We start from the raw sequence: 24302 nt of genomic DNA, 5'->3' as shown, positions 1-24302 counted from the left end.
CCTTCCTTCACCTCTCCCTCAGGTAGAGGTGAAGGAAGCGAAACTACCCCGCCGCCAGGGCGCCGCCGAGCATCAGCAGGCCGAACAGCAGGATGCCGCTGGCGACGGCGATCTGCAGGCCGTTGACGACGCGCAGTTGCGTCCGCGTCTCGCCGCCGGAGAAGCGCAGCGCCAGGTCCTTGGCCTTTACCGCCATCGTTGCCAGCGCCGAGACCGTCAGGCCGGTGCCGAGCGCCATCAGCAGCACCGACAGGATGCCGGCCCAATAGAGCTTTTGCGACACGGCGAAGACCAGCACGATGATGGCGCCCGAGCAGGGGCGGATTCCGACGGCGAGGATCGCCGTCCAGGCCCGACCGACGGTCAGCGGGCGGTCGAGCTGGGACGGGTCTGGCGCGTGCGAATGGCCGCAATCGCAGGCGAGGCCGGTCGCCCCGGGCGGGACGCGACTGTTGGCGAGCCCGGTGGCCGAAAAACCCGCATTGGCAAGGCCGGCGGGAGCGACCCGAGGCGCGAAGGCGAAATTGCGGCCGAGCCGGTGATGGGGATGATTGCAGGTCGCGGGATCATGCTCGACGACCGGCGCATTCGGATTGGACTCCTGGCCGCGTCCCGACAGTTTCATCCAGAGCAGCCAGATGCCGCAGAGCGCGATCAGCGCGTAGCTGGCGATTTCCAGCGCGTCGGTCGCCCGCGTCATGGTCATCGCGGTCACGTTGAGAATCAGCGTGCCGACGGAAACAACGAGGATGGCGGTCAGCGCCTGCACCAGGGCGGAGGCAAAGGAGATGACGATGCCGCGCTTCAGCCGGTCGCCGGTGGCCAGCAGATAGGAGGCGATCACCGCCTTGCCATGGCCGGGGCCGACGGCGTGGAACACGCCATAGGCGAAGGACAGCGCGACCAGGATGAGCGCCGCGTGACCGCTCTGCGACAGGTTGGCGAGCGCGTCGGTCAGGTCGCGGTAGAACACGGATTGCTGGCGCGCGATCCACTGGAACAGCGGGGCGAGTGGGCCGGCCCAGGCGACCGTGCCGCCGCCATCGGGCGTGGCGATGCCGAACGGGCTCGGCGCGGCGAGGGCGAAAGTCGGCATCGCGCTGGCGGCGACGGCGCCGATCCAGCGAAAGGCGCGGGATGGCTTCATGAACAGCGGATCGTGATCTGGGCCGCGAGGCTCGAGGCCGCGTCGGCGAGTTCATCGGGCAGGTCGCGCTGGTCGGCCGGGATCGCGGCAAGCTTGGCCATGATGTCGGCGTCGAGCTCGTGCGGCGGCGCGTAATGCGCCTTGCAATTGGCCGGCGCGTTGGTGAGCGTGATGGCGTGATGCTTCACGAAGTTGAAGGCGACGAAATATTCGGGGTCGAACACTTCCAGCGTCGTGGTCTCGCCGACGGCGGTCGGCGTCTTCAGCGGCAGCGTGTAGAACAGCGTCAGCCGGCTGTCGTGGAAGTCGAGCCAGTATTCCGAAGGCGCCTCGACCGGAGCGCGGCGGCCATTGACCTTCAGCCGGGTGAAGTAGTGGTAGTCCTTCAGCGACTCGACGTTCACCTTGGCGAGCGGCTGCAATTCATCGTCCGACAGCTTGCCGTCGCCATTGGCATCGAGGCCCTGGATAGCGAAGGCGGTGAAGGCCTGGTCGAACTGCCAGATATGGCGGATCGCCGACATCTTGCCGTCGGCGTCGAACAGGATCTCCTCCTTCGCATCGACGAAGACATGCGGATGCGCCTGGGCTGCGGTCGCGAAGAGCGCGGCGAAGGCGAAGACGATCAGGGATCGAAGCATGCGATGGGTCTCTGCGGAAAGGCGAACGGCCTGAAAGGGCCAGACAAGTGCGGCCAGATCGTGTCGAGCCGGCGGCGGGGGCGTGCCGCCGACGGCCCCGCCATCACAGTTTCTTGATCCCGGCCGGCGGCGGAAGCGCGCCTAGCAATTCCCGCCATGCGGGCCGTTCTTGTCGAACCACTTCACCAGGAAGTCGATGAAGCTGCGCACCTTGCCGGAGAGATGGCGGCGGTGCGGATAGACGGCGTGGATGGCGGCGCTGGCCGGCTCGTAAGCCTCCAGCACGACGCGCAGCCGGCCGGCCTCGATGTCGTCCTTGACCACCAGATGCGGGACGATGGCGAAGCCGAGGCCGGCCAGCGCCGCGAGGCGGGCGGCGTTGGGGCTGTCGACCTCGACGCGGCCCTTGACCGGCACGGTCACCCGCTCGCCATCGATCAGGAACGGCCAGTTGGTGCGGTAGGCGACGTTGGAATCGATCACACAAGGCTTGCCGGAAAGGTCTTCCGGGCGCTCCGGCAGGCCATACTGTTCCAGCACGGCGGGGCTTGCGACGGCGGATATGCGGAACGAGGCGAGGCGGCGGGCGATCAGGCTCGAGTCGGTCAGGGTCGAGATGCGGATGGCGACGTCGAAGCCTTCGTCGACGAGATCGACGAAGCGATCCTCCAGATGAAGCTCGAGCGAGATCTCCGGCTCGCTGACCACGAACTCCATGATCGCGCGGCCGAGCTCGCCATCGCCGAAGGTACGCGGGGCCGAGACCTTGAGGCGGCCGCGCGGCGCGGCATGGGCGTCACCGACCGAGGATTGCAGGTCCTCGATCCGCTGCAGGATCTCGGTGGCGTCACGGGCATAGCCCTGGCCGACCTCGGTCAGCGACAGGGTGCGCGTGGTGCGGTTGAGCAGGCGGGCGCCCAACTCGTCCTCGAGTTCGCGGACATATTTGGAGATCAGCGCCTTCGAGCGGCCCATCTTGCGCGCGGCGGCCGAAAAGCCGCCGGCCTCGACGACCTCGACGAAGGTCTTCATCCGGGTGAGCGTATCCATGATGCCGCCTAGGGTATTTCGAGCGAAGGGGGAGCCGGCCCGCGCGAGGCGGCGTGAGCCGGCGAAGCGGACTAGCCTGCCATGATCCGGGCGGCGAGATCGATCAAGGCGCGGTCGCGTCCGGCCGGCGCGATCAGCGAGACGCCGAGCGGGCATCCCTCATGGTCGGCGAGCGGCAGGCTGATCTGCGGCAGGCCGGCGAGGCCGGCCGTGCAGAGCATGGAAAGCGCGCGGTTGCGATAGGATTCGAGCTCGTCGCCGCCCAGGCCGATGCGCGGCGCGATGCCGGGCGTGGTCGGGATGGCGAGGACGGTGTCTTCGCCGAGCAGGCCGCGCACGCGCGCGCGGACCTGGGCGCGGCGCAGGGCGGCGGCGTCATATTCCTCGCGGGTGACGTGGCTCGCCCATTCGAAGCGCTCGCGCACGCCGGGGCCGAAGCTCGGCTGGCGGCTCTCGATCCATTCGCCATTCGCCTGCCAGGCTTCATAGGCCTGCATGGTGCGGAAGATCATGCGCCAGGCGGCGAGCCCATCCGGCGCGACGATGACGGCGCCGGCCGGCTCCAGATGCGCGGCGATGCGCGGCGTCGCCGAACGGACAGCGGCCTCTTCCAGTTCGCCGAGCAGCAGGGCGTGGATGTCGTCGCCGACGAGGAAGCGGGTCAGCGGCGTGTCGCTCTCGTCCTCGCCCAGCAGCACGGCGCCGACGCGGGAGAAGGTGTCGGCATCGCGGGCGAACCAGCCGACCGTGTCGAAGGTCTCGGCCAGCGGCGCGACGCGGGAAATGTCGATCCGTCCATGCGTCGGGCGGATGCCGAGCAGGCCGTTATAGGAAGCCGGCGCGCGCACCGAGCCGCCGGTGTCGCTGCCAAGCGCGAAATCGACCAGGCCGCCGGAGACGGCGGTGGCCGAGCCGGAGGACGAGCCGCCCGGAATGCGGCCGGGCGCGCGGACGTTGATCGGCGTGCCGTAATGGTGGTTCTCGCCATTCATCGAATAGGCGAACTCGTCGGTATGGACCTTGCCGACGAAACGGGCGCCGGCATCGAGCAGGAACTGCACGGCGGGCGCGGTCACCGTTTTGTCGCCACTCTCGGCGCGCTTCAGCGGGTGGCCGACGCCGGTCGGATAACCGGCGACGTCATAGAGGTCCTTGATCGCCATGGTCAGGCCGACGAGCGGCCCGGTCGGGGAGGACGGTACTTCAACGGCGGGATAGTCGACGAACGCATGGACCGGATCGCTGGCGAGAAGCATGGGCGTCTATCGACTCCTGGATGGGATATCGGGGCGACGCCATCGCGGCGTCGCTTTGCAGGCGATTCATAGCGCCATTCTCAGGTATTTGCCAAAAAAGAGCGCGCCGGGGCCCTCAGGCGGCGATGGCGGCGCCGTCGGAACGCGGATCGCTGGCGCCGAAGATCCGGCCATCCTTGCGCCGCACCAGCGCGCCGGCATGACCCATCGTGTCGGAATAGGCCTCGTCCAGCACGGCGACTTCGTGGCCGGCCCGTTCCAGCGCGATCAGAAGGTCGGGATCGAACCGGTTTTCCACGCGCAGATTGGTGTGGTCCGAGCCCCAGGTGCGGCCGAGCAGCCAGCGCGGCGCGTCGATCGCTTCGCCCAGATCCATGCCGAACAGCGCATGCCGGCTCATCAGGGCGGCCTGCGTCTGCGGCTGGCCCTCGCCGCCCATCGTGCCGTAGCTCATGATGCGGCCATCGTCGAAGCGGGCGAGCGCCGGGTTCAGCGTATGGAACGGTTTGCGGCCGGGCTCGAGCGGATTGAGCGCGCGCGGATCGAGCGAGAAGCTGGCGCCGCGGTTCTGCCAGGTGATGCCGGTCGCCGGCAGCACGACGCCGGAGCCGAACTCCCAGAAGATCGACTGGATATAGGAAACGGAGAGGCCGGAGGCGTCGATCGCGCCGAGCCAGACCGTGTCGCCCTTCTTCGCCACCTGAGGCCAGGGCGCGGCGCGGGACATGCTGATCTGCGCCGCCTCGCGGTCGAGCACGCGCGGCGACAGATGCACGGAGAGATCGCCGGCGAAGACCGGGTCGGTGACATGCTTGTCGCGGATCAGGAAGGCGCGCTTGGTCGCCTCGACCAGCCCGTGAATATGCTCGAAGCTCTCGCCGCGCTTGACGTTGAGGCGCTCGAAGATGCCGAGGATCAGCAGCGAGGCGAGGCCCTGGGTCGGCGGCGGCGAGTTGAACACCGTGGCGCCCTCGAGCCGGACGGAGAGGGGGGCGCGCAGGCGCGCCTCATGCGCGGCGAGGTCGTCGCGCGTCACCGGGCATTCGAAGCGCTCGAGATCGGCGCCGATCTCGCTGGCGACGTCGCCCTTATAGAAGTCGAGGAAGCCGGCTCGGCCGAGATGGTCCAGCGTGTCGGCGAGGCGTTCCTGGCGGATCGTCGCGCCGAGTTCCGGCGCCTTGCCGTCGACCAGGAATACGTCCCCGAAGCCGGGGGCGGTGGAGAGATCGGCGAGGTGCTGCGCCGTCAGCCTTGCCTGCGAGCGCGTGACGCTGATGCCCTTCTTGGCATGTTCGACGGCGTCGGCGAGCAGGGTGGGGCGGTCGATCCGCCCGCCCAGGCTCTGCGACAGTTCATAGGCGGTGTTCCAGCCGGAGACCGCGCCGGCGACGGTGAGCGCCGCATCGGGGCCGCGCGTCGGGATCGTGTCATAGCCCTTGCCGCGATAGGCCTTGATGGTGGCGAGCGAACCGGCGCCGCCGCAGGCTTCTAGGTAGCGCGGCTCCTTGCCCGGTTCGCGGATCAGCCAGAAGCCGTCGCCGCCAATGGCATTCATATGCGGATAGACCACGGCGATGGTGGCGGCCGCGGCGATCACCGCCTCGATGGCGTTGCCGCCGGCCCGGATGATCTCCGCCCCCGCTTCCGCTGCAGCCCTGTGGGGGGCGACGACCATGCCCTTTTCACCGACGACGGTTTCGTTCACGCGCAGCCCTCCTGTTGACGCTTCTGCATAGGCCAAAGCGCCCATGGCCGGAAGCACGAATCAATCGCAGTGCGGGACGCGTTAAGCCTGCTTTGCGGGCGGAATCCGCCTCCCGGAGGGAGCTGCCAAGCCCCTGTGGCGACACAAAAATGTCGCGATTCCGTCATGTCGAGCGTTGCGCGGCCGATCGTGCGTGAATTTTGGGCCCAGGGGGCAAAAACCGCTTGAATGTTAACCGCGTTGGGCCTACGTACCGCTTGCCCAATTATCGCACGTGCCTGTGGTTGCGTGCCGACCGGTGGGGCTTCGGACAAGAGGCCGAAGCGACGCCCAAGACTCTCAAAAAGAGAGGGTCCCAGGAGTTCGGGAGAGATCCCGATAAGGTCGGCAGCCGGAAAGCGAAACCGGTGAACTCCGTCTCCGCGGAGGACGCGACTTGAAGCAACGACGTAGCGGGCTTTTTTGGTCTCGGACGGCTCTCCAAAGGCCGTTGTCACTGAAGAGGCACTACATCCTTGCCGGGCGTGCGGATCGGGTCTCCCGTTCCAAGCGAAGGCAGCGCTTACGATAAACGTCCGCGTTTGTCCTGCGACTGCTACCCGCGAAAACTGCCGGCTAACCCCGGCAAAAACGGCTCGTCTTCAACGTTCCGATCGCGTCCATAGCGCTCGGCGCGGCGAATTCGCTCCGGTTTCGTCATCGCTCGCAACGCTTTTTTGGCCTTGGCAGGCCAACGGGGAGACCCTCATGACCGCTCGCATCATCGACTTTCTCAACAGCCGACGTCCCGATGGCCCGTGCCTTGTCGTGGATCTCGATGTCGTGCGGGAGAATTATCTCACCTTCGCGCACGCTCTGCCCGACACCCGCGTCTTCTATGCGGTGAAGGCCAATCCGGCTCCGGAAGTGCTGGCGCTGCTCGCCTCGCTCGGCTCGAACTTCGACTGCGCGTCGGTGGCCGAGATCGACATGGCGCTGGCCGCTGGCGCCACCCCGGATCGCATCTCCTTCGGCAACACCATCAAGAAGGAGCGCGACGTTGCCGCTGCCTTCGCGCGTGGCATCAACCTCTATGCGGTCGATTGCGAAGCCGAGGTCGACAAGGTCGCCCGCGCCGCTCCCGGCACCCGTGTGTTCTGCCGCATCCTGTGCGACGGCGCCGGCGCCGAATGGCCGCTGTCGCGCAAATTCGGCTGCGAGCCCCAGATGGCTGTCGGCGTCCTCGAGCATGCCCATCGCCAGGGCCTGCGCGCCTATGGCGTCTCGTTCCATGTCGGTTCGCAGCAGGCGAACACCGAAGCCTGGGACGGCGCGCTCGCCTCGGCCGCCGACATCTTCCACACGCTCGCAGAGCGCGGCATCCAGCTGTCGATGGTCAATCTCGGCGGTGGTTTCCCGACCCGTTATCTCAAGGAGATTCCGGGCGTGGAGAACTATGCCTCGTCGATCGACTCGGCCCTGAAGCGCCATTTCGGCAACCGGATCCCCGAGACGATCATCGAGCCGGGCCGCGGCATGGTCGGCAATGCCGGCATCATCAAGACGGAAGTCGTGCTGATCTCGAAGAAGAGCGACGCGGCGGACGACCTGCGCTGGGTCTATCTCGACATCGGCAAGTTCGGCGGCCTCGCCGAGACGATGGACGAGTCGATCCGCTACCCGATCCGCACGGCGCATGACCACGACGAGAAGACGGCCTGCGTGCTTGCCGGCCCGACCTGCGACTCGGCCGATGTGCTCTACGAGAAGGCGCCGTATCACCTTCCGGTTTCGCTCTCGATCGGCGACGAAGTGCTGATCGAAGGCACGGGCGCCTATACGACGACCTATTCGGCGGTCGCCTTCAACGGCTTCAAGCCGCTCGAATCCTTCGTGATCTGAGGGAATTCCATTCATGATTCAGATCGATGTGGAGGCGCCCGGCGAATCCGGCGCCCGGGAAATGCTGCTTGACCGGACCATGGGTCCGGATCGCCACCAGAAAACCTCCGAACGCCTGCGGGAAAACCGCCTGCCGGCGTCCGGCCTGGCGCTCGTCGCCCGCGATGGCGGCGAGATCATCGGCACGGTCCGGCTCTGGAACGTCGCGGCCGGCGGGCGCGACGCCCTGCTGCTCGGGCCGCTGGCGATTGCGCCGGAACGTCAGAGCGAAGGCCTCGGCGGCAAGCTGATGCGCGCCGCGCTCAACCGCGCCGCCATGTTCGGCCACGGCGCCGTGATTCTGGTCGGCGATGCCGAATACTATGCGCGTTTCGGCTTTTCCGCCGAGCCGACGCAGAGCCTGCTGATGCCGGGGCCGGTGGAGCGCAAGCGCTTCCTGGCGCTGGAACTCAGGGATGGCGCTCTCGACGGCGCCTGCGGCATGCTGGTCGCGACAGGCGACTGGTCGGCGCCGCCGCTCTCCGCGACGGACTTTCCGCTGGTTGCAAGCCCGTCCGGGCTCGACCTGGCCGATACAAGCCGCTAGGCTCCCGCTTCAAACCGGTCGTGGATGGAAGGGTTGACGCTCTTCCATCCACGACTTTTTGTTTGTCACGAAGGAAGGGTACGGTACCCCACTTGTTGATTTCGACTTTGAGGAGTGTCTCGCTATGACGACTTGGCCTGTCTACGGTCGCATCCATGGCCCCGTGGTCATCATCGGCTTCGGTTCGATCGGGCGAGGGTTCCTCCCGCTGATCAAGCGCCATTTCGCGCTCGACCAGCCGCAGATCACGGTCATCGAGCCGAGCAGTGAAAACGTGGGACTGATGGCTACCTATGGCGTGAAGCACGTCAAGGCGGCGCTGACGCGGGAAAACTACCGCGAGGTGCTGGCGCCGCTGCTGGCGGCCGGCGGTTTTTGCGTCAACCTTTCGGTCGATACCTCCTCGCTCGACATAATGAAGCTCGCCCGCGAAATCGGCAGCCTCTACATCGACACGGTGATCGAGCCCTGGCCGGGCTTCTACTACGACCACAAGGCCGACCCTGCCTCGCGCTCCAACTATGCGCTGCGCGAAGAACTGCTGACGGAAAAGCGCGCCCATCCCGGCGGGCCGACGGCGGTTTCGTGCTCCGGCGCCAATCCGGGCATGGTGTCCTGGTTCGTCAAGCAGGCGCTGCTGGACGTGGCGCGCGACCTCAACATCGAACATGACGAGCCGAAGACGCGTCGCGAATGGGCCGCCCTGATGAAGGCGACCGGCGTGAAGGGCATCCACATCGCCGAGCGCGATACGCAGCGCGCCCGCGTCGCCAAGCAGCTCGACACCTTCATCAACACCTGGTCGGTCGAGGGCTTCATCTCCGAGGCGCTGCAGCCGGCCGAGCTTGGCTGGGGCACGCATGAGCGCTGGATCCCGGACCATGCCCGCACGCATGACACCGGCAGCGGCGCGGCGATCTTCCTGCTGGGGCCCGGCGCCGATACGCGCGTGCGCTCCTGGTGCCCGACACCCGGCCCGCAGCTCGGCTACCTCGTCACGCACAATGAAGCGATCTCGATCGCCGACCACTTCACGGTGCGCGAAGAGGGCGAAGTCGTCTATCGCCCGACCTGCCACTACGCCTACCACCCGTCCAACGACGCGGTGCTGTCGCTGCACGAAATGTTCGGCCGCGCCGGCAAGCGCCAGTCGAAGCAGCACATCCTCAGCGAGGAAGAGATCATCGCCGGCCGCGATGAGCTTGGCGTGCTGCTCTATGGCCATGCCAAGAACGCCTACTGGTATGGCTCGCGGCTGACGATCGACGAGGCGCGCGAGAACGCGCCCTACCAGAACGCTACCGGCATGCAGGTCACGTCGGCGGTGATCGCCGGCATGGTCTGGGCGCTCGAGCATCCGACCTCCGGCATCGTCGAGGCGGACGAGCTCGACTATCACCTGTGCCTGAGCGTGCAGAAGCCCTATCTCGGCACCGTCGAGGGCATCTACACCGACTGGACGCCGCTCACCGATCGACCGGGCTTCTTCCCGGAAGACATCGACGAGAGCGACCCCTGGCAGTTCCGCAACGTGCTGGTCCACAATCTGGGCTGATACGTTCGACCAAGCCGCACGAAGTGTTGAGACCGGGCCCTGGCCCGGTCTTTTTTTGTGCGCCTGGCAGGGTGAGGTGGCGGCCGCCTCCCGATTAGGCAGGCCGCGCGGTTGCCTTGACATGCGTCACGGGCATGTCTCCGCCGGCTCGTCGCCGCGATGTCGGCGCAATCGGTATCTGAGTGCCGCAATTCGGCCGCAGCGCTTAAGGTGCAGTGCAATATGACGGTGAAATTAATGCTGCTCTGCGCCACGCGCATCGCTGGCATGAGCTTTTACGCAGTGCTCATTCCGTCGGCATCAGCCTATATCAGCGTCAACAAGAACGGCGACAGAGAAATCCGGCGCCAGTTCGACAGAGATCAAACCGAATTCAAAAGGACATCCGAAAATGGCTATGAACATCGTTGCTTCCTACAAGACCTGGCGCAAGTTCCGCGAGACCTACAACGAGCTTTCCCGCCTCAACAACCGCGAGCTTGCTGACCTCGGCATTCATCGTGGCGAGATCGAGCGCGTCGCGAAGCAGGCTGTTGGCTACTAAGACTTTCGATACACGCTAAAAGTTCAAGGAATTCGCAGGGAATCTCCTCCCCTCCAAGTCCCTGCGATCGGCGCCGCGCTGACCTCCTCCCCGGCAACGCGCCACCTTAAAAACGCCCGTCGACCTCCTCCCCGACGGGCGTTTCTTCTTCGACGCCATGCGGCTTTCCTCCCGAAGCCATGCGTCAGACGCCGGCAGACGCGACCGAGTCTTGAGCCTCTCCTTCGGCTCCCGGTCGCGCGCCGGCGTCATTCTTTTGGCCCTTTGCCCGTGTCCTGCCCCTGGCCGACACGCGCTCCGAGCTGGGCCGTCCGGACGTTCTTCCCTAGAATGATTTTGACTTGCCTTCCGTAACGTCGTAACCGCCATTGGGGCGCTTGACGGGATGAGTCGGCCGCGCTTCCGGAGGGGAATCGGACATGCCAAGAATTAGCCAGATGTTTATCGGCACCGCGGTGATCTATGTGATCATCGGCATGCTGGGCGGAATCATCATGGGAGCGAAGCAGGACTTTAGTCTTGCACCGGCGCATGCCCATCTCAACCTGATCGGCTGGGTATCGCTCGCGCTGATGGGCTTTTATTACAATGCCAATCCTGCCAAAGCGGAAAGCCGGCTCGCGCTGATCCAGTTCTGGATCTCGACGATTGGCCTCTGGATCATGATCCCGGGCCTGGTGCTGACGTTGCGCGGCGCGCCGGCCGGCGAACCCATTGTCATCCTGGGATCGCTGATCACGCTGATCGGCATGATCCTGTTCGCGACCGCGATCTTCCGGAAGACCCCCAGCCTGCGCTGAAGCGTCGGGCCTGCGCTCCTTGTCACCTCTCCCTCAGGGAGAGGTGAAGAAAGCCGCCGGCTGCGCGCTCGTCGCTGTCAGCCGGCGAGGTCGATGACGCCGGCCTGCCCGCCTTCGGTGCCGAAGGCGAGGCGGACGCCCTTCTTGTCCCAGGCGAGCGTGCTGATCGGGCCGCCTTTGGCCGGCTTGCGCAGGATCGCCTCGTCGCTGTCGGCGAAGCGAACCGCCAGCACCATGCCGTCGCGGTAGCCGATCGCCACGACCTCCTCGGTCGGGTGGCAGGCCACGAAGCTGACGATCTGGTCGCGCGTCCCGAGTTGCAGCGGTTGCTTGCCCATCGGGCCGTCCTTGAAATGGAACGGCCACAGCACGGCCATTTCCGCGCCCGACGTCGCCAGGAAGCGCCCCTTGGCCGACCAGGACATCGACTTCACCTTGCCCGGATAGCCCGACATGCGCATGTGGCCGCCGCCATCGGCGACGCGCCAGCCATGCAGCGAATTTTCCTGCATCGTCGTGATGACGTTCTTGCCATCGGGCGAGAAGGTGACGCCGAGATGCGATCCCTTCCATTCGAACTCGGTCGGCTTGGCGTCCGTGCCGATCCACCAGAGCGACACGCCATTGTAGCGCGCGACGGCGAGGCGCAGCCCCTTCGGCGCGAAGGCGAGGCCGGCGGCGGTACGCTCATGCTCCAGCACGCGCTCCTTGCCGTTGGCGAAGCGCACGAAGACCTGGCGGCCGCTGGCATAGGCGATCGTGCCGTCCGGGCCGCAGGCGACCTGGTCGATCCACTTCTTCGGCTGCACCGCGATCTCGTCGATCTTGCCGCTTGCGTCGATCGCCATGACGCGGCCGTCATCGCCTGTGGTGATCAGCCGGTCGCCATCGAGCGTGCGGGCGGCGGCGAGCAGGCCTCCGGAATGGACACCATGCTTCTCGGCGGAGGGGCCGCTCACCAGGGCGACCTTGCCGTCGCCGAGCGCGAACGCCGGCTCGGAACCCAGAAACTCGGCGGCGACGACATAGGCGTCGAGAGGAAAGGACTGGATCGTGGGCAAGAGGCGCTTCCGGTCGATGTCTGTCGTGGATCTTTGGGGAGGTCAGGCCGCGTCACCCGGAATGTTCCGGGGGGACGCGGCCTGAAAGGGTGCCGGGCGGCGAGGCGCCGGCCCGTTCCGGGGCTCAGGCGGCGACGAGGCAATCCTCGAAGCTCTTGCGCAGCGCCTGCTCGTTCAGCTTGCGGCCGATGAAGACGAGGCGGCTCTCGCGCTTCTCGCCCTCGGCCCAGGGGCGCTGATGCGTGCCTTCGACGATCATGTGCACGCCCTGCAGCACATAGCGGTCCGGGTCCTTGTCCATCGCCAGGATGCCCTTCAGGCGCAGGATGTTCGGACCCTCGACCTGGGTGATTTCCTGGATCCAGGGGAAGAACTTGTTCGGATCGAGCGTGCCGCCGCGCAGCGAGACGCTGAACACGGATTCGTCATGGCGCGGATGGTGGTGGTGATGGTCGTGATCATGGTCATGACCGTGATGGGCATGGTCGTGGTCATGATGGTGGTGATCGTGGCCGCAATTCTCGTCATGGACGTGATCATGGTCATGATCCTCGCCCTCGAGGAATTCCGGGTCGAGCGTCAGGATGCGCTCGAGGTCGAAGGCGCCACGGTCGAGCACCTTGGTGAGATCGATGGCGCAGCGCTCGGTCCGGTGGATCGTCGCATGCGGGTTGATCTCGCGGATGCGGCGCTCGACGGCGGCCAGCTTCTCGGCGTCGACGAGATCGGCCTTGTTGAGCAGAATGACGTCGGCGAAGGCGATCTGTTCCTCGGCCTCCGGCGCGTCGTCGAGCCGGGTCAGAAGGTTCATCGCGTCGGCGACGGTGACGACGGCGTCGAGGCGCGACTTGGCGCGGACATCGTCATCCATGAAGAAGGTCTGCGCGACCGGGGCCGGATTGGCGAGCCCGGTGGTCTCAACCAGGATGCCGTCGAAACCGCCGGGGCGTTTCATCAGGCCCTCGACGACGCGGATCAGGTCGCCGCGCACCGTGCAGCAGACGCAGCCATTGTTCATCTCGTAGATCTCTTCGTCGCTCTCGACGATGAGGTCGTTGTCGATGCCGATCTCGCCGAATTCATTGACGACGACGGCGTATTTCTTGCCGTGGTTTTCCGAGAGGATGCGGTTCAGCAGCGTCGTCTTGCCGGCGCCGAGATAGCCGGTGAGAACGGTGACCGGGATCTGGGTTTCCGTCATGAAATGTCTCCGGCGCGGAACATCAGCCCGCGCAAAAGGGGGAATGGGTTGCCGCCTGATATAAGGGATGTCGGCGCCGATTGCGATGGGTCACGAAACGGTCGCGGCAAAGGAAGACCCTCACCCCAGCCCTCTCCCGCGTGCGGGAGAGGGGGCGTCAGCGATCTGCCGCGATGTCGATGAGGGCGGCCGCCAGAAAAGCCCTCGCCCGCCCGCGGGAGAGGGCTGGGTGAGGGGCTTGCTGGCTGAAAAGACCTAAGCCGCCCGGTCATCCCGCTCGACGGCCCAGCAGGCGACTTCCGTTTCGCCGTGAAAGCGCAGTTCGGGGCGGTCGACGCGGCATTTGTCGAAGGCGAGCGGGCAGCGCGGATGGAAGGCGCAGCCGGATGGCGGGTTGAACGGCGAGGGCAGTTCGCCCTTCAGGCGGATCCGGTCGCGCTGGCGCTCGGGATCCGCCATCGGCGTGGCGGAAAGCAGCGCCTGCGTATAGGGGTGCATCGGCTGCTCGAACAGCTTTTCGCGCGGCGCGCGTTCGACGACGCGGCCCAGATACATGACGATGATCTCATCGGCCATGTGGCGGACGACCGACAGGCCGTGGCTGATGAACAGGTAGGAGAGGCCGAGGCTTTCCTGCAGCTCGACCAGCAGGTTGAGCACCTGCGCCTGCACCGATACGTCGAGCGCCGAGACCGGCTCGTCGAGGACGAGAATCTTGGGCCGGAGCATCAGCGCGCGGGCAATCGCGATGCGCTGGCGCTGGCCGCCGGAAAACATGTGCGGATAGCGGTTGGCATGCTCGGGGCGAAGTCCGACCCGTTGCAGCATGTCGAGCACGGCTGCCTTGCGTTCGGCCGCGCTCATTTCCTTGCGGTTGATGACCAGCGGCTCGGCCAGCGCGTCGATGATCCTCTGGCGCGGATTGAGCGAGCCATAGGGGTTCTGGAAGACGATCTGCACGTCGGAGCGCAGCTTCTTCAGCGCCGCCTTGTCGGCGGTGACGATGTCGGTGTCGCCGATGACCAGTTGCCCCTCGCTCGGCTCCTCGATCATGGTGACGAGGCGGGCAAGGGTGGACTTTCCGCAGCCGGATTCGCCGACGACGGCCAGGGTCTTGCCGGCATGCAGGGTGAAGCTGGCCTCGGCCAGCGCGCGGATGGTGGCGGCGGGATTGAAGGCGCCGCGGCTGACCGAATAGAAGCGCGCCAGCTTGCTGGCTTCGAGGACGACGGGCGCGTTCATGCCGCGACCTCCCTGCCTTCGGGGTGGGGATGGCCGATGGGGCGGCCATGCGTCAGCGGATAATGGCAGAGCGCGAAACCGGCGATGGCGCCCTGGCGCGGCGGCGCCTTGGTGCGGCAGCGCTCGGTGGCGAAGCGGCAGCGCGGCTCGAACAGGCAGGCCGGCGGCCGGTCGAACTGGCCGGGCACGACGCCGGGGATGGACGGCAGGCGCTTGCCCGTCGCGCGCTCCGGCAGGGCGGCGAGCAGCGCCGCCGTATAGGGATGGTGCGGATCTTCGAACAAGGGCGCGACGGGCTGCTCCTCGATCTTCTGTCCCGCATAATGCACCGAGACGCGCTCGGCCGTTTCGGCGACGACGCCCATGTCGTGGGTGATCAGCACCAGGCCGGTATCGGTCTCGCGCTGCAGCGAGACGAGCAGCTCCAGGATCTGCGCCTGGATGGTGACGTCGAGCGCCGTGGTCGGCTCGTCGGCGATGATCAGCTTGGGCCGGCAGGCGAGAGCGATCGCGATCATCACGCGCTGGCTCATGCCGCCGGACAACTGGTGCGGAAACGCGGAAAGCCGTCGTTCCGGATCGGGAATGCCGACAGCGTCCAGCAGCTCGATTGCGCGCTGCCGGCGCTCGCTCTTGGAGAGGCCGAGATGGACCTTGAGGCTTTCGCCGATCTGGTAGCCGACCGTGAAGCACGGGTTGAGGCTCGACATCGGCTCCTGGAAGATCATCGCCATGTCCTTGCCGACCAGGCGGCGCCGCTCGCGCGGCGTCAGCGTCAGCAGGTCGCGGCCATCGAAGGCGAGCGTTCTGGCCGTGACGGTTGCGGTCCAGGGCAGCAGGCCCATGACGGCCAGCATGGCGACCGACTTGCCGGAGCCGCTCTCGCCGACGATGGCCAGGATCTCGCCGCGGTCGACGGTGAGCGACACGCCGTCGACGGCGCGGAACTGGCCGCCGCCGGTCTTGAAGTCGACCGTCAGGTCGGAGATTTCGAGAAGCGGCATGGTCAGCTCCTCCGCATTTTCGGGTCGAGCGCATCGCGCAGCCCGTCGCCGACAAGGTTGATGGCAAGCACGGTGATCAGGATGGCGAGGCCGGGCTCGGTGACGATCCAGGGCGCGGATTGCAGGAATTCGCGCGCCGAGGCGAGCATTGCGCCCCATTCAGGCGAGGGCGGCTGCGCGCCGAGGCCGAGGAAGCCCAGCGCCGCTGCCTCGAGAATGGCGTTGGAAATGGTCAGCGCCGCCTGGACGATGATCGGCGCCATGCAGTTGGGCAGCACCGTCTTGAACATGATGCGGAGCGTGCCGGCGCCGCCGACGCGGGCGGCCGTCACATAGTCGCGGGTCTTCTCCTGCATCGCCGAGGCGCGCACGAGGCGGACATAATAGGGCAGGTAGACCACCGTGATCGCGACGATGGTGTTGGTCAGGCTCGGGCCGATGATCGCGACGATGACGATGGCGAGCAGCAGGCTCGGCACGGACAGGATGACGTCCATCGCCCGCATGATGACGATCGAAGGCCAGCCCGGCGCGAACGCCGCCACCAGGCCGAGCACGATGCCGACCGCCATCGAGGCAACCACCACGGAGAGGCCGATGAACAGCGACAGCCGGGCGCCGAAGATCAGGCGCGAGAGCATGTCGCGGCCGATTTCGTCGGTGCCGAGCAGGAAGGCGCGGTTTCCGCCTTCGACCCAGGCGGGCGGAATGCGGGTGAACTCGCGGAACTGCTCGATCGGCGAATAGGGCGCCAGGAAATCGGCGAATATGGCAACGAAGACCAGCAGGCCGAGCAGGATAAGCCCGATCAGGGCGGCGCGGTTTTCCGAAAAGTCGCGGAAGAAAGCGGCGAAGGGACCGGGCGGCGCCTTCGGCTCGACCATGGCGGCGGCGGTCCGCTCGGCAGGCATTCTGTCAGCGGGCATGGCGGATCCTCGGGTTGAGCACGCCGTAGAGCAGGTCGACGAGAATGTTGATGACGATGACGATGCCGGAGACCAGCAGGATGCCGCCCTGCAGCACCGGATAGTCGCGCCGCTGGATCGATTCGATCAGCCAGGAACCGATGCCGGGCCAGGAGAAGATGTATTCGGTCAGCACCGCGCCGGCCATCAGCGCGCCGACCTGCAGGCCGATCACCGTGACGACGGGGATCAGCGCGTTGCGAAGCGCGTGGATGCCGACGACGCGGAAGGGCGACAGGCCCTTGGCGCGGGCGGTGCGGACGTAATCCTCGCCCAGGATCTCCAGCATGGCCGATCGGGTCATGCGGGCGATGGTGGCGAGCGGGATGGTGCCGAGCACGATGGTCGGCAGGATCAGGTGCGACACGGCCGAGCTGAACGCGCCCTCCTGGCCGGAGAGCCAGCTGTCGATCAGCATGAAGCCGGTGACGGGCTCGAAATAATAGAGCAGGTCGATGCGGCCCGAGACGGGGGTCCAGCCGAGATCGACCGAGAAGAACAGGATCAGCAGCAGGCCCCACCAGAAGATCGGCATGGAGAAGCCGGTCAGCGCGGCGCCCATCAGCGTGTAGTCGACGAAGGTGCCGCGCCGGGTCGCCGCGATCACGCCGGCCGGGATGCCGAGGATCGTCGCGAACAGCATGGCGCAGATGGCCAGTTCCAACGTCGCCGGGAACAGCGTCGTGAATTCGGTCAGGATCGGCGTCTGCGTCGAGATCGAGGTGCCGAAATCGCCATGCGCGATCTGCCAGAGATAGTCGAGAAACTGTTTCCACACCGGCTGGTCGAGGCCGAGCTCATGGCGGAAATGGGCCAGGCGCTCGGGCGAGATGCCGCGCTCGCCGGTACGGGCCTCGACCGGGTCGCCCGGCACGAGCCGGATCGCGACGAAGGTGAGGAAGGCGATGGCCAGGAAGGTCGGTATGACCAGCAGCACACGCCGGATAATGAAACTGAACATGGTGACACCGCCTGGAAGGCGAGGCGGGAGGCGCCGTCACGGCCGTCATCCCCGCGAATGCGGGGATCCGCCCTGGCCCTCGCGGGCCGGCGGATCCTGGGGCCTGCGTGAGCCTGCCGAACCGCGCGCGACGCGGTCCGGCAGGCTCATGGCATTACCCGGAACGACGGAGGTGTGGTGCGCCCCCGTCCTCGTCCGTCGCTTGCTACTCGAGACCGACTTCGGCGAATTCACGCCGTCCGAGCGGGCTGACCTTGTAGTTCGTCACGTTCTTGCGGATCGGCTCGTACACGATCGAATGCGCGACGTTGAACACCGGTGCTTCTTCATGCGCGATCACCTGCATCTGCTCGTAGAGCTTCGCGCGTTCCGCCACGTCGAAGGTCGACTTGGCCTTCTGGAACAGGGCTTCGAAGTCCTCGTTGCACCACTTCGACAGGTTCTGGCCGCCCGGTCGGGCACCCTCGCAGCCGAGCAGGAAGAAGAAGTTGTCGGGATCGCCATTGTCACCGCTCCAGCCGAGCTGGCCCATCTGGTGCTCGCCGGCCTGCATGCGCTTGCGGTATTCGCCCCACTCATAGGAAACCAGGTGGGTCTTGATGCCGACCTTCTCGAAATCCGCCTGCATCAGTTCGGCGATGCGCTTGGCGTTCGGGTTGTAGGGGCGCGTCACCGGCATCCACCAGAGATCGCTTTCGAAGCCTTCGGCGACGCCGGCGGCCTTCAGCATTTCCTTGGCTTTGGCGGGGTCATACTTGTAGGGCTCGATCGCGTCGTTGTAGCTCCAGATCGTCGGCGGAATGAAGTTCTTGGCCGCCTGGCCGGCGCCGCCATAGACGTCCTTGATGATCGTCGCCTGGTCGATCGCCATCGTCAGCGCCTGTCGGACTTCCTTCTTGTCGAAGGGCGGCTTGGTGACGTTGAACGACAGATAGGCGATGTTGAGGCCCGGCTGCGACAGCAGGTTGACGTTGGGGTCCTTGCCCATCGCTTCGAGGTCGGCCGGGTTGGGGCCGATCATCACCTGGCATTCGTTCTTCTGGAGCTTGGCCCAGCGCGCTGTCGGATCCTTGGTGATGGCGAAGACGAGGTCGTCGATCTTGGCTTTCGGGCCCCAGAAATCCGGGAAGGCCTTGAAGCGGATGACGGCGTCCTTCTGGTAGGCGACGAAGGTGAACGGACCGGTGCCGATCGGCTGCTGGTCGACCATCTCCGGTTTGCCCGCCTTCAGCATCGCGTCGGCATATTCGGCCGACATGATGGTGGCGAAATCCATGCCGAGATTGGCGAGGAAGGGCGCATTCGGCTTGGTCAGCGTGAACTTGACCGTGTAGTCGTCGACCTTGTCGATCGACTTCAGCAGAGTCGGCATCTCCATGTCGTTGAAGTAGTCATACGCGCCGCCGGAGACCTTGTGGTAGGGATTGTCCTCCTTCCACATCCGGTTGAACGAGAACAGCACGTCGTCGGCGTTGAAGTCGCGCGTCGGCTTGAACTGCTTCGAGGAATGGAACTTCACGCCCTTGCGGAGGTGGAACGTCACCTCGAGGCCGTCCGGGGACACGTCCCAGCTCTCTGCCAGCGCCGGGCGGATCTTGGTCGTGCCGGGCTCGAACTCGACGAGCTGGTTGAATACCGGACGCGCCGCATCGAACGACGTGCCGGTGGTGTTGATCTGCGGGTTGAAGTTTTCCGGGCTGCCTTCCGAGCAGTACACCAGAGTCTTGGCTTCCGCCGCCGAAGCAAGGCCGGCGGCCAGCATGGTTGCCGCCAACAGGCGGGCAAAATTCTTCATTCCTGAACTCCCCTGGCTCGCGCCATCCAAAGCGCTTTCAGCCCGCCTGCAGGTGGGTTCCTTGCTGGAACCTCGATATGGGCGGGAAAGCTCCAGTCGAGCCGAGGCCGAGCGCTATTGCAAGAGGGATTTTGGCCGATTGATCAAAGATTGAGCGCGCCACGAACTTTGGCAACGATCGCCGCCGAGGAGCGGAGGTGCGATTCGAGCGTCAGGTCGGCGATGCGCGGCGTCAGCAGCAGATTGGGCACGGCCGCGAAGATCGAGCCGGCCTCGCTGTTCAGCGGCTCGGTCTCGAAACCGTCGAAGGCGGCGCCGCGCAGTCGGCCGATCGACAGCATGTTGGCGACGGTCGCCTCGTCGACCACGCCGCCGCCGCCAACCGAGATCAGCACCGCGGTCGGCTTCAGCCGCGCCAGCGCCACCGTGCCGACGCGACCGATCAGTTCCGGCCGGGCCGGAAGGTGCACGCTGACCACATCGGATTCGGCGAGCAGCGCATCGAACTCGACCCGCTCGACATCGCGCCACACGGGATGGGCGGATTTCAGGAACGGATCCCAGCCGATGACCTTCATCCCGAGCGCCTGGGCGCGCTGGGCAGCGGCGCGGGCGCCGAAATCGAGCCCCAGCAGGCCGAGCGTGCGGCCATTGATCTCGCGGCCGACGAGATGGCCGCGCGGCCACTTGCCGGCCATTACCTCGCGGCTCGCGAAAAAGGCGCCGCGCACGAGCATCATGGCGCTGGCGATGACGTATTCACCGATCGCGTCGGCCATCATGTCGGGGGCGCGGACGATCGAGACCCCGCGCGCCTCGCAGCTCAGCATGTCGATGTTGTCGGAAACCGCGCCGACCTGGCCGATGACGCGCAGGTCAAGCGCCTGCGCGATCAGCGGTATGTCGACCACGGTACGGTCGCGAATGATCAGTGCCCTGGCATGGCGCACCGCGCGCGCCAGGCTCGGCAGATCGCTGCCGAGCGTCGGCTCGTAGTGAACCTCGAAGTCGCGGGAGAGATCCGCGACGGCGTTCTTGTGCATGAACTCGGAAATGACAATGTCGACCACGCCCGCCCCCGGACATACGCTCCGGCAGATGCGGTCGCGCTGTTGCCTTCATGCTAGCAACAGACGCCTGACATTCCCAAGCGTTTTCGGTCGAATTTCTTCGTTTCAGGCGGGCGCCTTCGAGAGCCGGTCGAGGTCGAATCGTGCCATTTCCTGCAGCAGTTCGACGAAGGCCGCCGCCTGGTAGTCGACCATCTGCCGGCCTCGATCGGCGGTTGCGCGCGCCGCGTTGCCGACCGCGCCTTTTGGGTTCAGGTCCTGCGCCTTCCAGGCCGCCCGCGCCGGGGCGCCGTGGAAGCGGAGACGCTTGAATTCCTTCAGCAGGTCGAGCTGGGTCGAGCGGAAATCCTCTGCCTTCGACATGTCGACGAGATCGGGCCGGAAATGCAGCATAATCGAGGTTTCGACGTCGCCGCCATGGATGCCGTAGAGATATTCCTCCTCCGGCACCATGCCTTCGGGCTCGCCGACCGCGGTCCAGCCGGTGGTAACGACCAGCATGTCGTGCCGGATGCGCAACTCGCGGGCGATGATCTCGCAAGGCGGGATATTGCCGCCATGCGAGGTGACGAGGACCAGCTTGCGGACGCCGGCGCGCGCAAGGCTGTCACCGATCTCCAGCCACATCCTGATGACGGTTTCCCACGAGAAGGTCAGCGTGCCGGGCGAGGCGATGTGCTCGTTCGACTTGCCGATCGACTGCAGCGGCAGGAAGGTCGCGGGCACCCCTTCGGGCAGCATCTCGATGACGCGCTTGACCATGCCTTCGCCGATGCAGGCATCGGTAAAGACGGGCAGATGCGGGCCGTGCTGCTCGATGGCGCAAACCGGCAGGACCGCGATCCAGTCCTTTTCGCCGCCCAGAAAAGCCGGGGCCTGCATCTCATGCCAATAGGGGCGGGGAAGGGTCATGCCGATATCTCTTTCAAGGATCATTTTGGGTTGGCAGGACGGCAGTTCACCGCGCCCACCTTGTCAGGCCGAGGGCGGCCGGGCGGCCGTCCGAAAGAATGCCCCCTGTCATAGCGCTTCCAGGAAGGCGCGCGAAGCCTGATGATGCTCGTGGCGAAGCCGCGCGATATCGACACCGACCGGCGCGCCGTCCTCGACCCGCCATTCGCCCTTGACCATGACGCGGTCGGCCGCGTGCGCGCCGCAGAGGACGAGCGCCGCGATCGGATCGCCCGCGCCGGAGAAGCGCAGATCGTCGAGCGACCAGAACGCCATGTCCGCCTGCTTGCCGATGGCGATTCTGCCTAGATCGTCGCGGCCGAGGCACCGGGCCGAACCTTCCGTCGCCCAGCGCAGTGCGTCGCGATGGGTGACGCTCGCCGCATCGTAGCGCAGCCGCCCGATCATCAGGGCGTGGCGGACGGCTTCCATCAGGTTGGAATTGTCATTCGAGGCCGAGCCATCGACGCCGAGACCGACCGGCGAGCCTGCCGCTTCCAGCTCCTTCGTCCGGCAGATGCCGGAGGCGAGCACCATGTTGGAGGTCGGACAATGGCAGATGCCGACGCCGTGGCGGCCAAGCTTCTGCACCTCGCCATCATCGAAGTGAATGCCATGCGCCAGCCAGGTCCGGTTCGAAAGCCAGCCGCATTCCTCTAGGTAGTCGACCGCCGACATGCCGTGCCGGGCATGGGCGAAATCGGCTTCCTGCTTCGTCTCGACGAGGTGGGTGTGCAGCCGGCAATCGTGCCGGTCGGCCAGCGCCGCCGTCTCGCGCATCAGCCGCATCGAAACGTCGAAGGGCGCGCAGGGGGCGAGCGCGACGCGGGTCATCGCGCCGTCCGAGCGGTCGTGATAGCGGCCGATGACGCGCTCGCAATCGGCGAGGATAACGTCGGTATCCTGCGTCGCGCCGCCCGGCGCCACCGCCTGGCTACCGTCGCCGGCCTTTTCGCCGACGACATCGAGCGCGCCGCGCGAAAGGGTCATGCGCAATCCGACAGCGGCGGCTTCCTCCGCCTCGATGTCGAGCGCGTGCTCAAGCCCGGCCGGGAACATGTAGTGGTGGTCGGAGGCGCAGGTGCAGCCCGACATGAGCAGTTCGGTCACGGAAAGCCGGGCGGCGAGGCGGAAATTGTCGGCGTTCACATGGCGGGTCCAGATCGGATAGAGCGCCTCGATCCACGGCCAGAGCGATTTGTTGATCGCCTTGGGATGCGCCCGCGTCATGGTCTGGAAGAAGTGGTGGTGCGTGTTGACGAGGCCGGGCGTCACGACATGGCGCGAGGCGTCGAAGATTGTCTGAACCGGGTGGGCGGGTTCGGCGCCGTTGCCCACCAGTTCCACGATCCGGCCGCCTTCGACGACGACGCCGCGCTCGGCGCCTTCGGCCAGTACGGCGATCGGATCCCTGATCCAGGTGCGGTCGGTGGGCTTCTTCTCCCCTTCCCGCTGCGCGGGCGAGGGCGCCAGTGGGAGCCTGGCCACCTACACCGACTCCAAAAAGGCCTTCGCCGCCTGGCCGTGTTCGTAGCGGAGCCTGGCCAGGTCCATGCCGACGGGCACGCCCTCCTCGACGCGCCAGTCGCCCTTCACCATAACGCGGTCGGCCTTGTAGGCGCCGCAGAGAACGAGGGCGGCAAGCGGGTCGCCGGCGCCGGAAAAACGCAGCTCGTCCAGCGTGTAGAGCGCCATGTCGGCCTGCTTGCCGACGGCGATGGCGCCGATGTCGTCGCGGCCGAGGCAGCGCGCCGAACCCTGCGTCGCCCAGCGGAACGCGTCGAAATGCGTGACGCTTTCGGCGTTGTAGGTGAGGCGGTTGATCATCAGGGCGTGGCGGACGCCTTCCATCAGGTTGGAATTGTCGTTGGAGGCCGAGCCGTCGACGCCGAGACCGACCGGGGATCCCGCCGCCTCCAGTTCCTTGGTGCGGCACTGGCCGGAGGCGAGCACCATGTTGGAGGTCGGGCAATGCGAGACGCCGACGCCGTGGCGGCCGAGGCGCATCACTTCCTCGTCGTTGAAGTGGATGCCGTGCGCCAGCCAGACCTTGTCGTTGAGCCAGCCGCATTCCTCGAGATAATCGACCGGCCGGTAGCCGAAATGCTCCATGCAGTAGGCGTTCTCGTCGCGGGTTTCGCCGAGATGGGTGTGCAGCCGGCAACCGCAGCGCTCGGCGAGCGCCGCCGTCTCGACCATCAGCCGCTTGGTGACGTTGAAGGGCGCGCAGGGGGCCAGCGCCACCTGCAGCATCGAGCCTTCCGACATGTCGTGGTAGCGATTTATCACCCGCTCGCAATCGGCCAGGATGACGTCGGTATCCTGCACCGCGCCCTGGTCGGCATTGCCGCCATCCTCGGTCGTCAGGTTGAGCGCGCCGCGCGTCAGCGTCATGCGGACGCCCAGCTTGCCGGCCTCTTCCGCCTGGATGTCCATGGCGTCGTCGAGGCCCGGCGGGAACAGATATTGATGGTCCGAGGCCGTGGTGCAGCCGGAGATCAGGAGTTCGGTCAGGGCCAGGCGGGTGGCAAGCCGCAGATTGTCGGGATTGACGTTCTTCGCCCAGATCGGGAACAGCGCCTGCAGCCAGGGGAACAGTTCCTTGTTGATCGCCGCCGGATGCGCCCGGGTCAGCGTCTGGAACATGTGGTGATGCGTGTTGACGAGGCCGGGCGTCACGACATGGCGCGAGGCGTCGAACACCTTGTGGACCGGATGGCTCGGTTCGGCGCCCTTGCCCACCAGTTCCTGGATCTTGCCGTTCTCGACGACGACGCCGCGTTCCGCCCCTTCGGCGAGGACCGCGATCGGATCCTTCAGCCAGACTCTTTCGCTCGTCGTCATGTCGCTTCCTGTCCTCTCGCGCGTCGCTCGACGCCGGGTGCCG

21 protein-coding genes are annotated in these 24302 nt (G+C 66.3%); 5 read left to right on the top strand and 16 right to left on the bottom strand.

What is annotated here, in order from left to right; translation table 11 throughout:
- Positions 1 to 43: 43 nt before the first annotated feature.
- The 5 genes from OSH10_RS04220 to OSH10_RS04200 form a co-directional block, all read right to left on the bottom strand.
- A complete protein-coding gene (locus OSH10_RS04220) occupies positions 44 to 1147 on the bottom strand; it encodes a nickel/cobalt transporter (protein WP_266330293.1) in 1104 nt (367 codons plus the stop codon).
- Positions 1144 to 1788, bottom strand: a complete 645-nt coding sequence (locus OSH10_RS04215; RefSeq protein ID WP_266330292.1) for a DUF1007 family protein — start codon at positions 1786 to 1788, stop codon at positions 1144 to 1146. Before OSH10_RS04215 ends, OSH10_RS04220 begins: the two co-directional genes overlap by 4 nt.
- A 141-nt stretch (positions 1789 to 1929) precedes the next feature.
- Positions 1930 to 2838, bottom strand: coding sequence for a LysR family transcriptional regulator (locus OSH10_RS04210; RefSeq protein ID WP_266330291.1), 909 nt, complete (start codon positions 2836 to 2838; stop codon positions 1930 to 1932).
- A gap of 71 nt (positions 2839 to 2909) precedes the next feature.
- Positions 2910 to 4094, bottom strand: coding sequence for an amidase (locus OSH10_RS04205; protein ID WP_266330290.1), 1185 nt, complete (start codon positions 4092 to 4094; stop codon positions 2910 to 2912).
- A gap of 115 nt (positions 4095 to 4209) precedes the next feature.
- The gene (locus OSH10_RS04200) at positions 4210 to 5799 is read right to left on the bottom strand and encodes a gamma-glutamyltransferase family protein (RefSeq protein ID WP_407660657.1); all 1590 of its coding nucleotides are present in this window, start codon (positions 5797 to 5799) and stop codon (positions 4210 to 4212) included.
- A gap of 747 nt (positions 5800 to 6546) precedes the next feature.
- Between OSH10_RS04200 and OSH10_RS04195 the strand changes: the two genes are divergently transcribed.
- The 5 genes from OSH10_RS04195 to OSH10_RS04175 all read left to right on the top strand — a co-directional run bounded on the left by OSH10_RS04195 (position 6547) and on the right by OSH10_RS04175 (position 11165).
- Entirely contained in the window at positions 6547 to 7680 is a 1134-nt protein-coding gene (locus tag OSH10_RS04195) for a type III PLP-dependent enzyme (RefSeq protein ID WP_266330289.1), read from the top strand.
- Between the two features lie 13 nt (positions 7681 to 7693).
- Complete coding sequence (locus OSH10_RS04190) at positions 7694 to 8266, top strand: GNAT family N-acetyltransferase (RefSeq protein ID WP_266330288.1); 573 nt, start codon at positions 7694 to 7696, stop codon at positions 8264 to 8266.
- A 124-nt stretch (positions 8267 to 8390) separates the two neighbouring features.
- A complete protein-coding gene (locus tag OSH10_RS04185) occupies positions 8391 to 9821 on the top strand; it encodes a homospermidine synthase (protein WP_266330286.1) in 1431 nt (476 codons plus the stop codon).
- Positions 9822 to 10212: 391 nt separating this feature from the next.
- Positions 10213 to 10365, top strand: a complete 153-nt coding sequence (locus OSH10_RS04180; RefSeq protein WP_323181546.1) for a DUF1127 domain-containing protein — start codon at positions 10213 to 10215, stop codon at positions 10363 to 10365.
- A 419-nt stretch (positions 10366 to 10784) separates the two neighbouring features.
- Positions 10785 to 11165, top strand: coding sequence for a hypothetical protein (locus tag OSH10_RS04175; RefSeq protein WP_266330284.1), 381 nt, complete (start codon positions 10785 to 10787; stop codon positions 11163 to 11165).
- Between the two features lie 77 nt (positions 11166 to 11242).
- Here OSH10_RS04175 and OSH10_RS04170 read toward each other — a convergent pair whose 3' ends face one another.
- From OSH10_RS04170 to OSH10_RS04120, 11 genes are all read right to left on the bottom strand, one after another.
- Positions 11243 to 12226 (bottom strand): WD40 repeat domain-containing protein, encoded by a 984-nt coding sequence (locus OSH10_RS04170; RefSeq protein ID WP_266330283.1) that lies wholly within the window; start codon positions 12224 to 12226, stop codon positions 11243 to 11245.
- Between the two features lie 124 nt (positions 12227 to 12350).
- Positions 12351 to 13427, bottom strand: coding sequence for a CobW family GTP-binding protein (locus OSH10_RS04165; RefSeq protein ID WP_266330282.1), 1077 nt, complete (start codon positions 13425 to 13427; stop codon positions 12351 to 12353).
- Between the two features lie 255 nt (positions 13428 to 13682).
- Positions 13683 to 14669 (bottom strand): dipeptide ABC transporter ATP-binding protein, encoded by a 987-nt coding sequence (locus OSH10_RS04160; protein ID WP_266330281.1) that lies wholly within the window; start codon positions 14667 to 14669, stop codon positions 13683 to 13685.
- Positions 14666 to 15673 (bottom strand): ABC transporter ATP-binding protein, encoded by a 1008-nt coding sequence (locus tag OSH10_RS04155; protein ID WP_266330280.1) that lies wholly within the window; start codon positions 15671 to 15673, stop codon positions 14666 to 14668. Before OSH10_RS04155 ends, OSH10_RS04160 begins: the two co-directional genes overlap by 4 nt.
- Before the next feature lie 2 nt (positions 15674 to 15675).
- The gene (locus OSH10_RS04150) at positions 15676 to 16584 is read right to left on the bottom strand and encodes an ABC transporter permease subunit (RefSeq protein ID WP_407660668.1); all 909 of its coding nucleotides are present in this window, start codon (positions 16582 to 16584) and stop codon (positions 15676 to 15678) included.
- Positions 16585 to 16588: 4 nt separating this feature from the next.
- Positions 16589 to 17599, bottom strand: a complete 1011-nt coding sequence (locus OSH10_RS04145) for an ABC transporter permease subunit (RefSeq protein WP_266330279.1) — start codon at positions 17597 to 17599, stop codon at positions 16589 to 16591.
- A 205-nt stretch (positions 17600 to 17804) separates the two neighbouring features.
- On the bottom strand, positions 17805 to 19394 hold the full coding sequence (locus tag OSH10_RS04140; protein ID WP_266330278.1) for an ABC transporter substrate-binding protein: 1590 nt from the start codon (positions 19392 to 19394) through the stop codon (positions 17805 to 17807).
- Between the two features lie 143 nt (positions 19395 to 19537).
- On the bottom strand, positions 19538 to 20464 hold the full coding sequence (locus tag OSH10_RS04135; RefSeq protein ID WP_266330277.1) for an NAD(P)-dependent oxidoreductase: 927 nt from the start codon (positions 20462 to 20464) through the stop codon (positions 19538 to 19540).
- Between the two features lie 105 nt (positions 20465 to 20569).
- Positions 20570 to 21376, bottom strand: coding sequence for a creatininase family protein (locus tag OSH10_RS04130; protein ID WP_266330276.1), 807 nt, complete (start codon positions 21374 to 21376; stop codon positions 20570 to 20572).
- 108 nt (positions 21377 to 21484) lie between these two features.
- Entirely contained in the window at positions 21485 to 22888 is a 1404-nt protein-coding gene (locus tag OSH10_RS04125; RefSeq protein WP_266330393.1) for an 8-oxoguanine deaminase, read from the bottom strand.
- Between the two features lie 15 nt (positions 22889 to 22903).
- Complete coding sequence (locus tag OSH10_RS04120) at positions 22904 to 24259, bottom strand: 8-oxoguanine deaminase (RefSeq protein ID WP_266330274.1); 1356 nt, start codon at positions 24257 to 24259, stop codon at positions 22904 to 22906.
- Positions 24260 to 24302 lie beyond the last annotated feature (43 nt).

Source organism: Kaistia defluvii (assembly GCF_026343955.1).
GTDB lineage: Bacteria > Pseudomonadota > Alphaproteobacteria > Rhizobiales > Kaistiaceae > Kaistia > Kaistia defluvii.
Note: the sequence above shows the minus strand (reverse complement) of the source record. Positions and strands in the feature narration are given on the sequence as shown.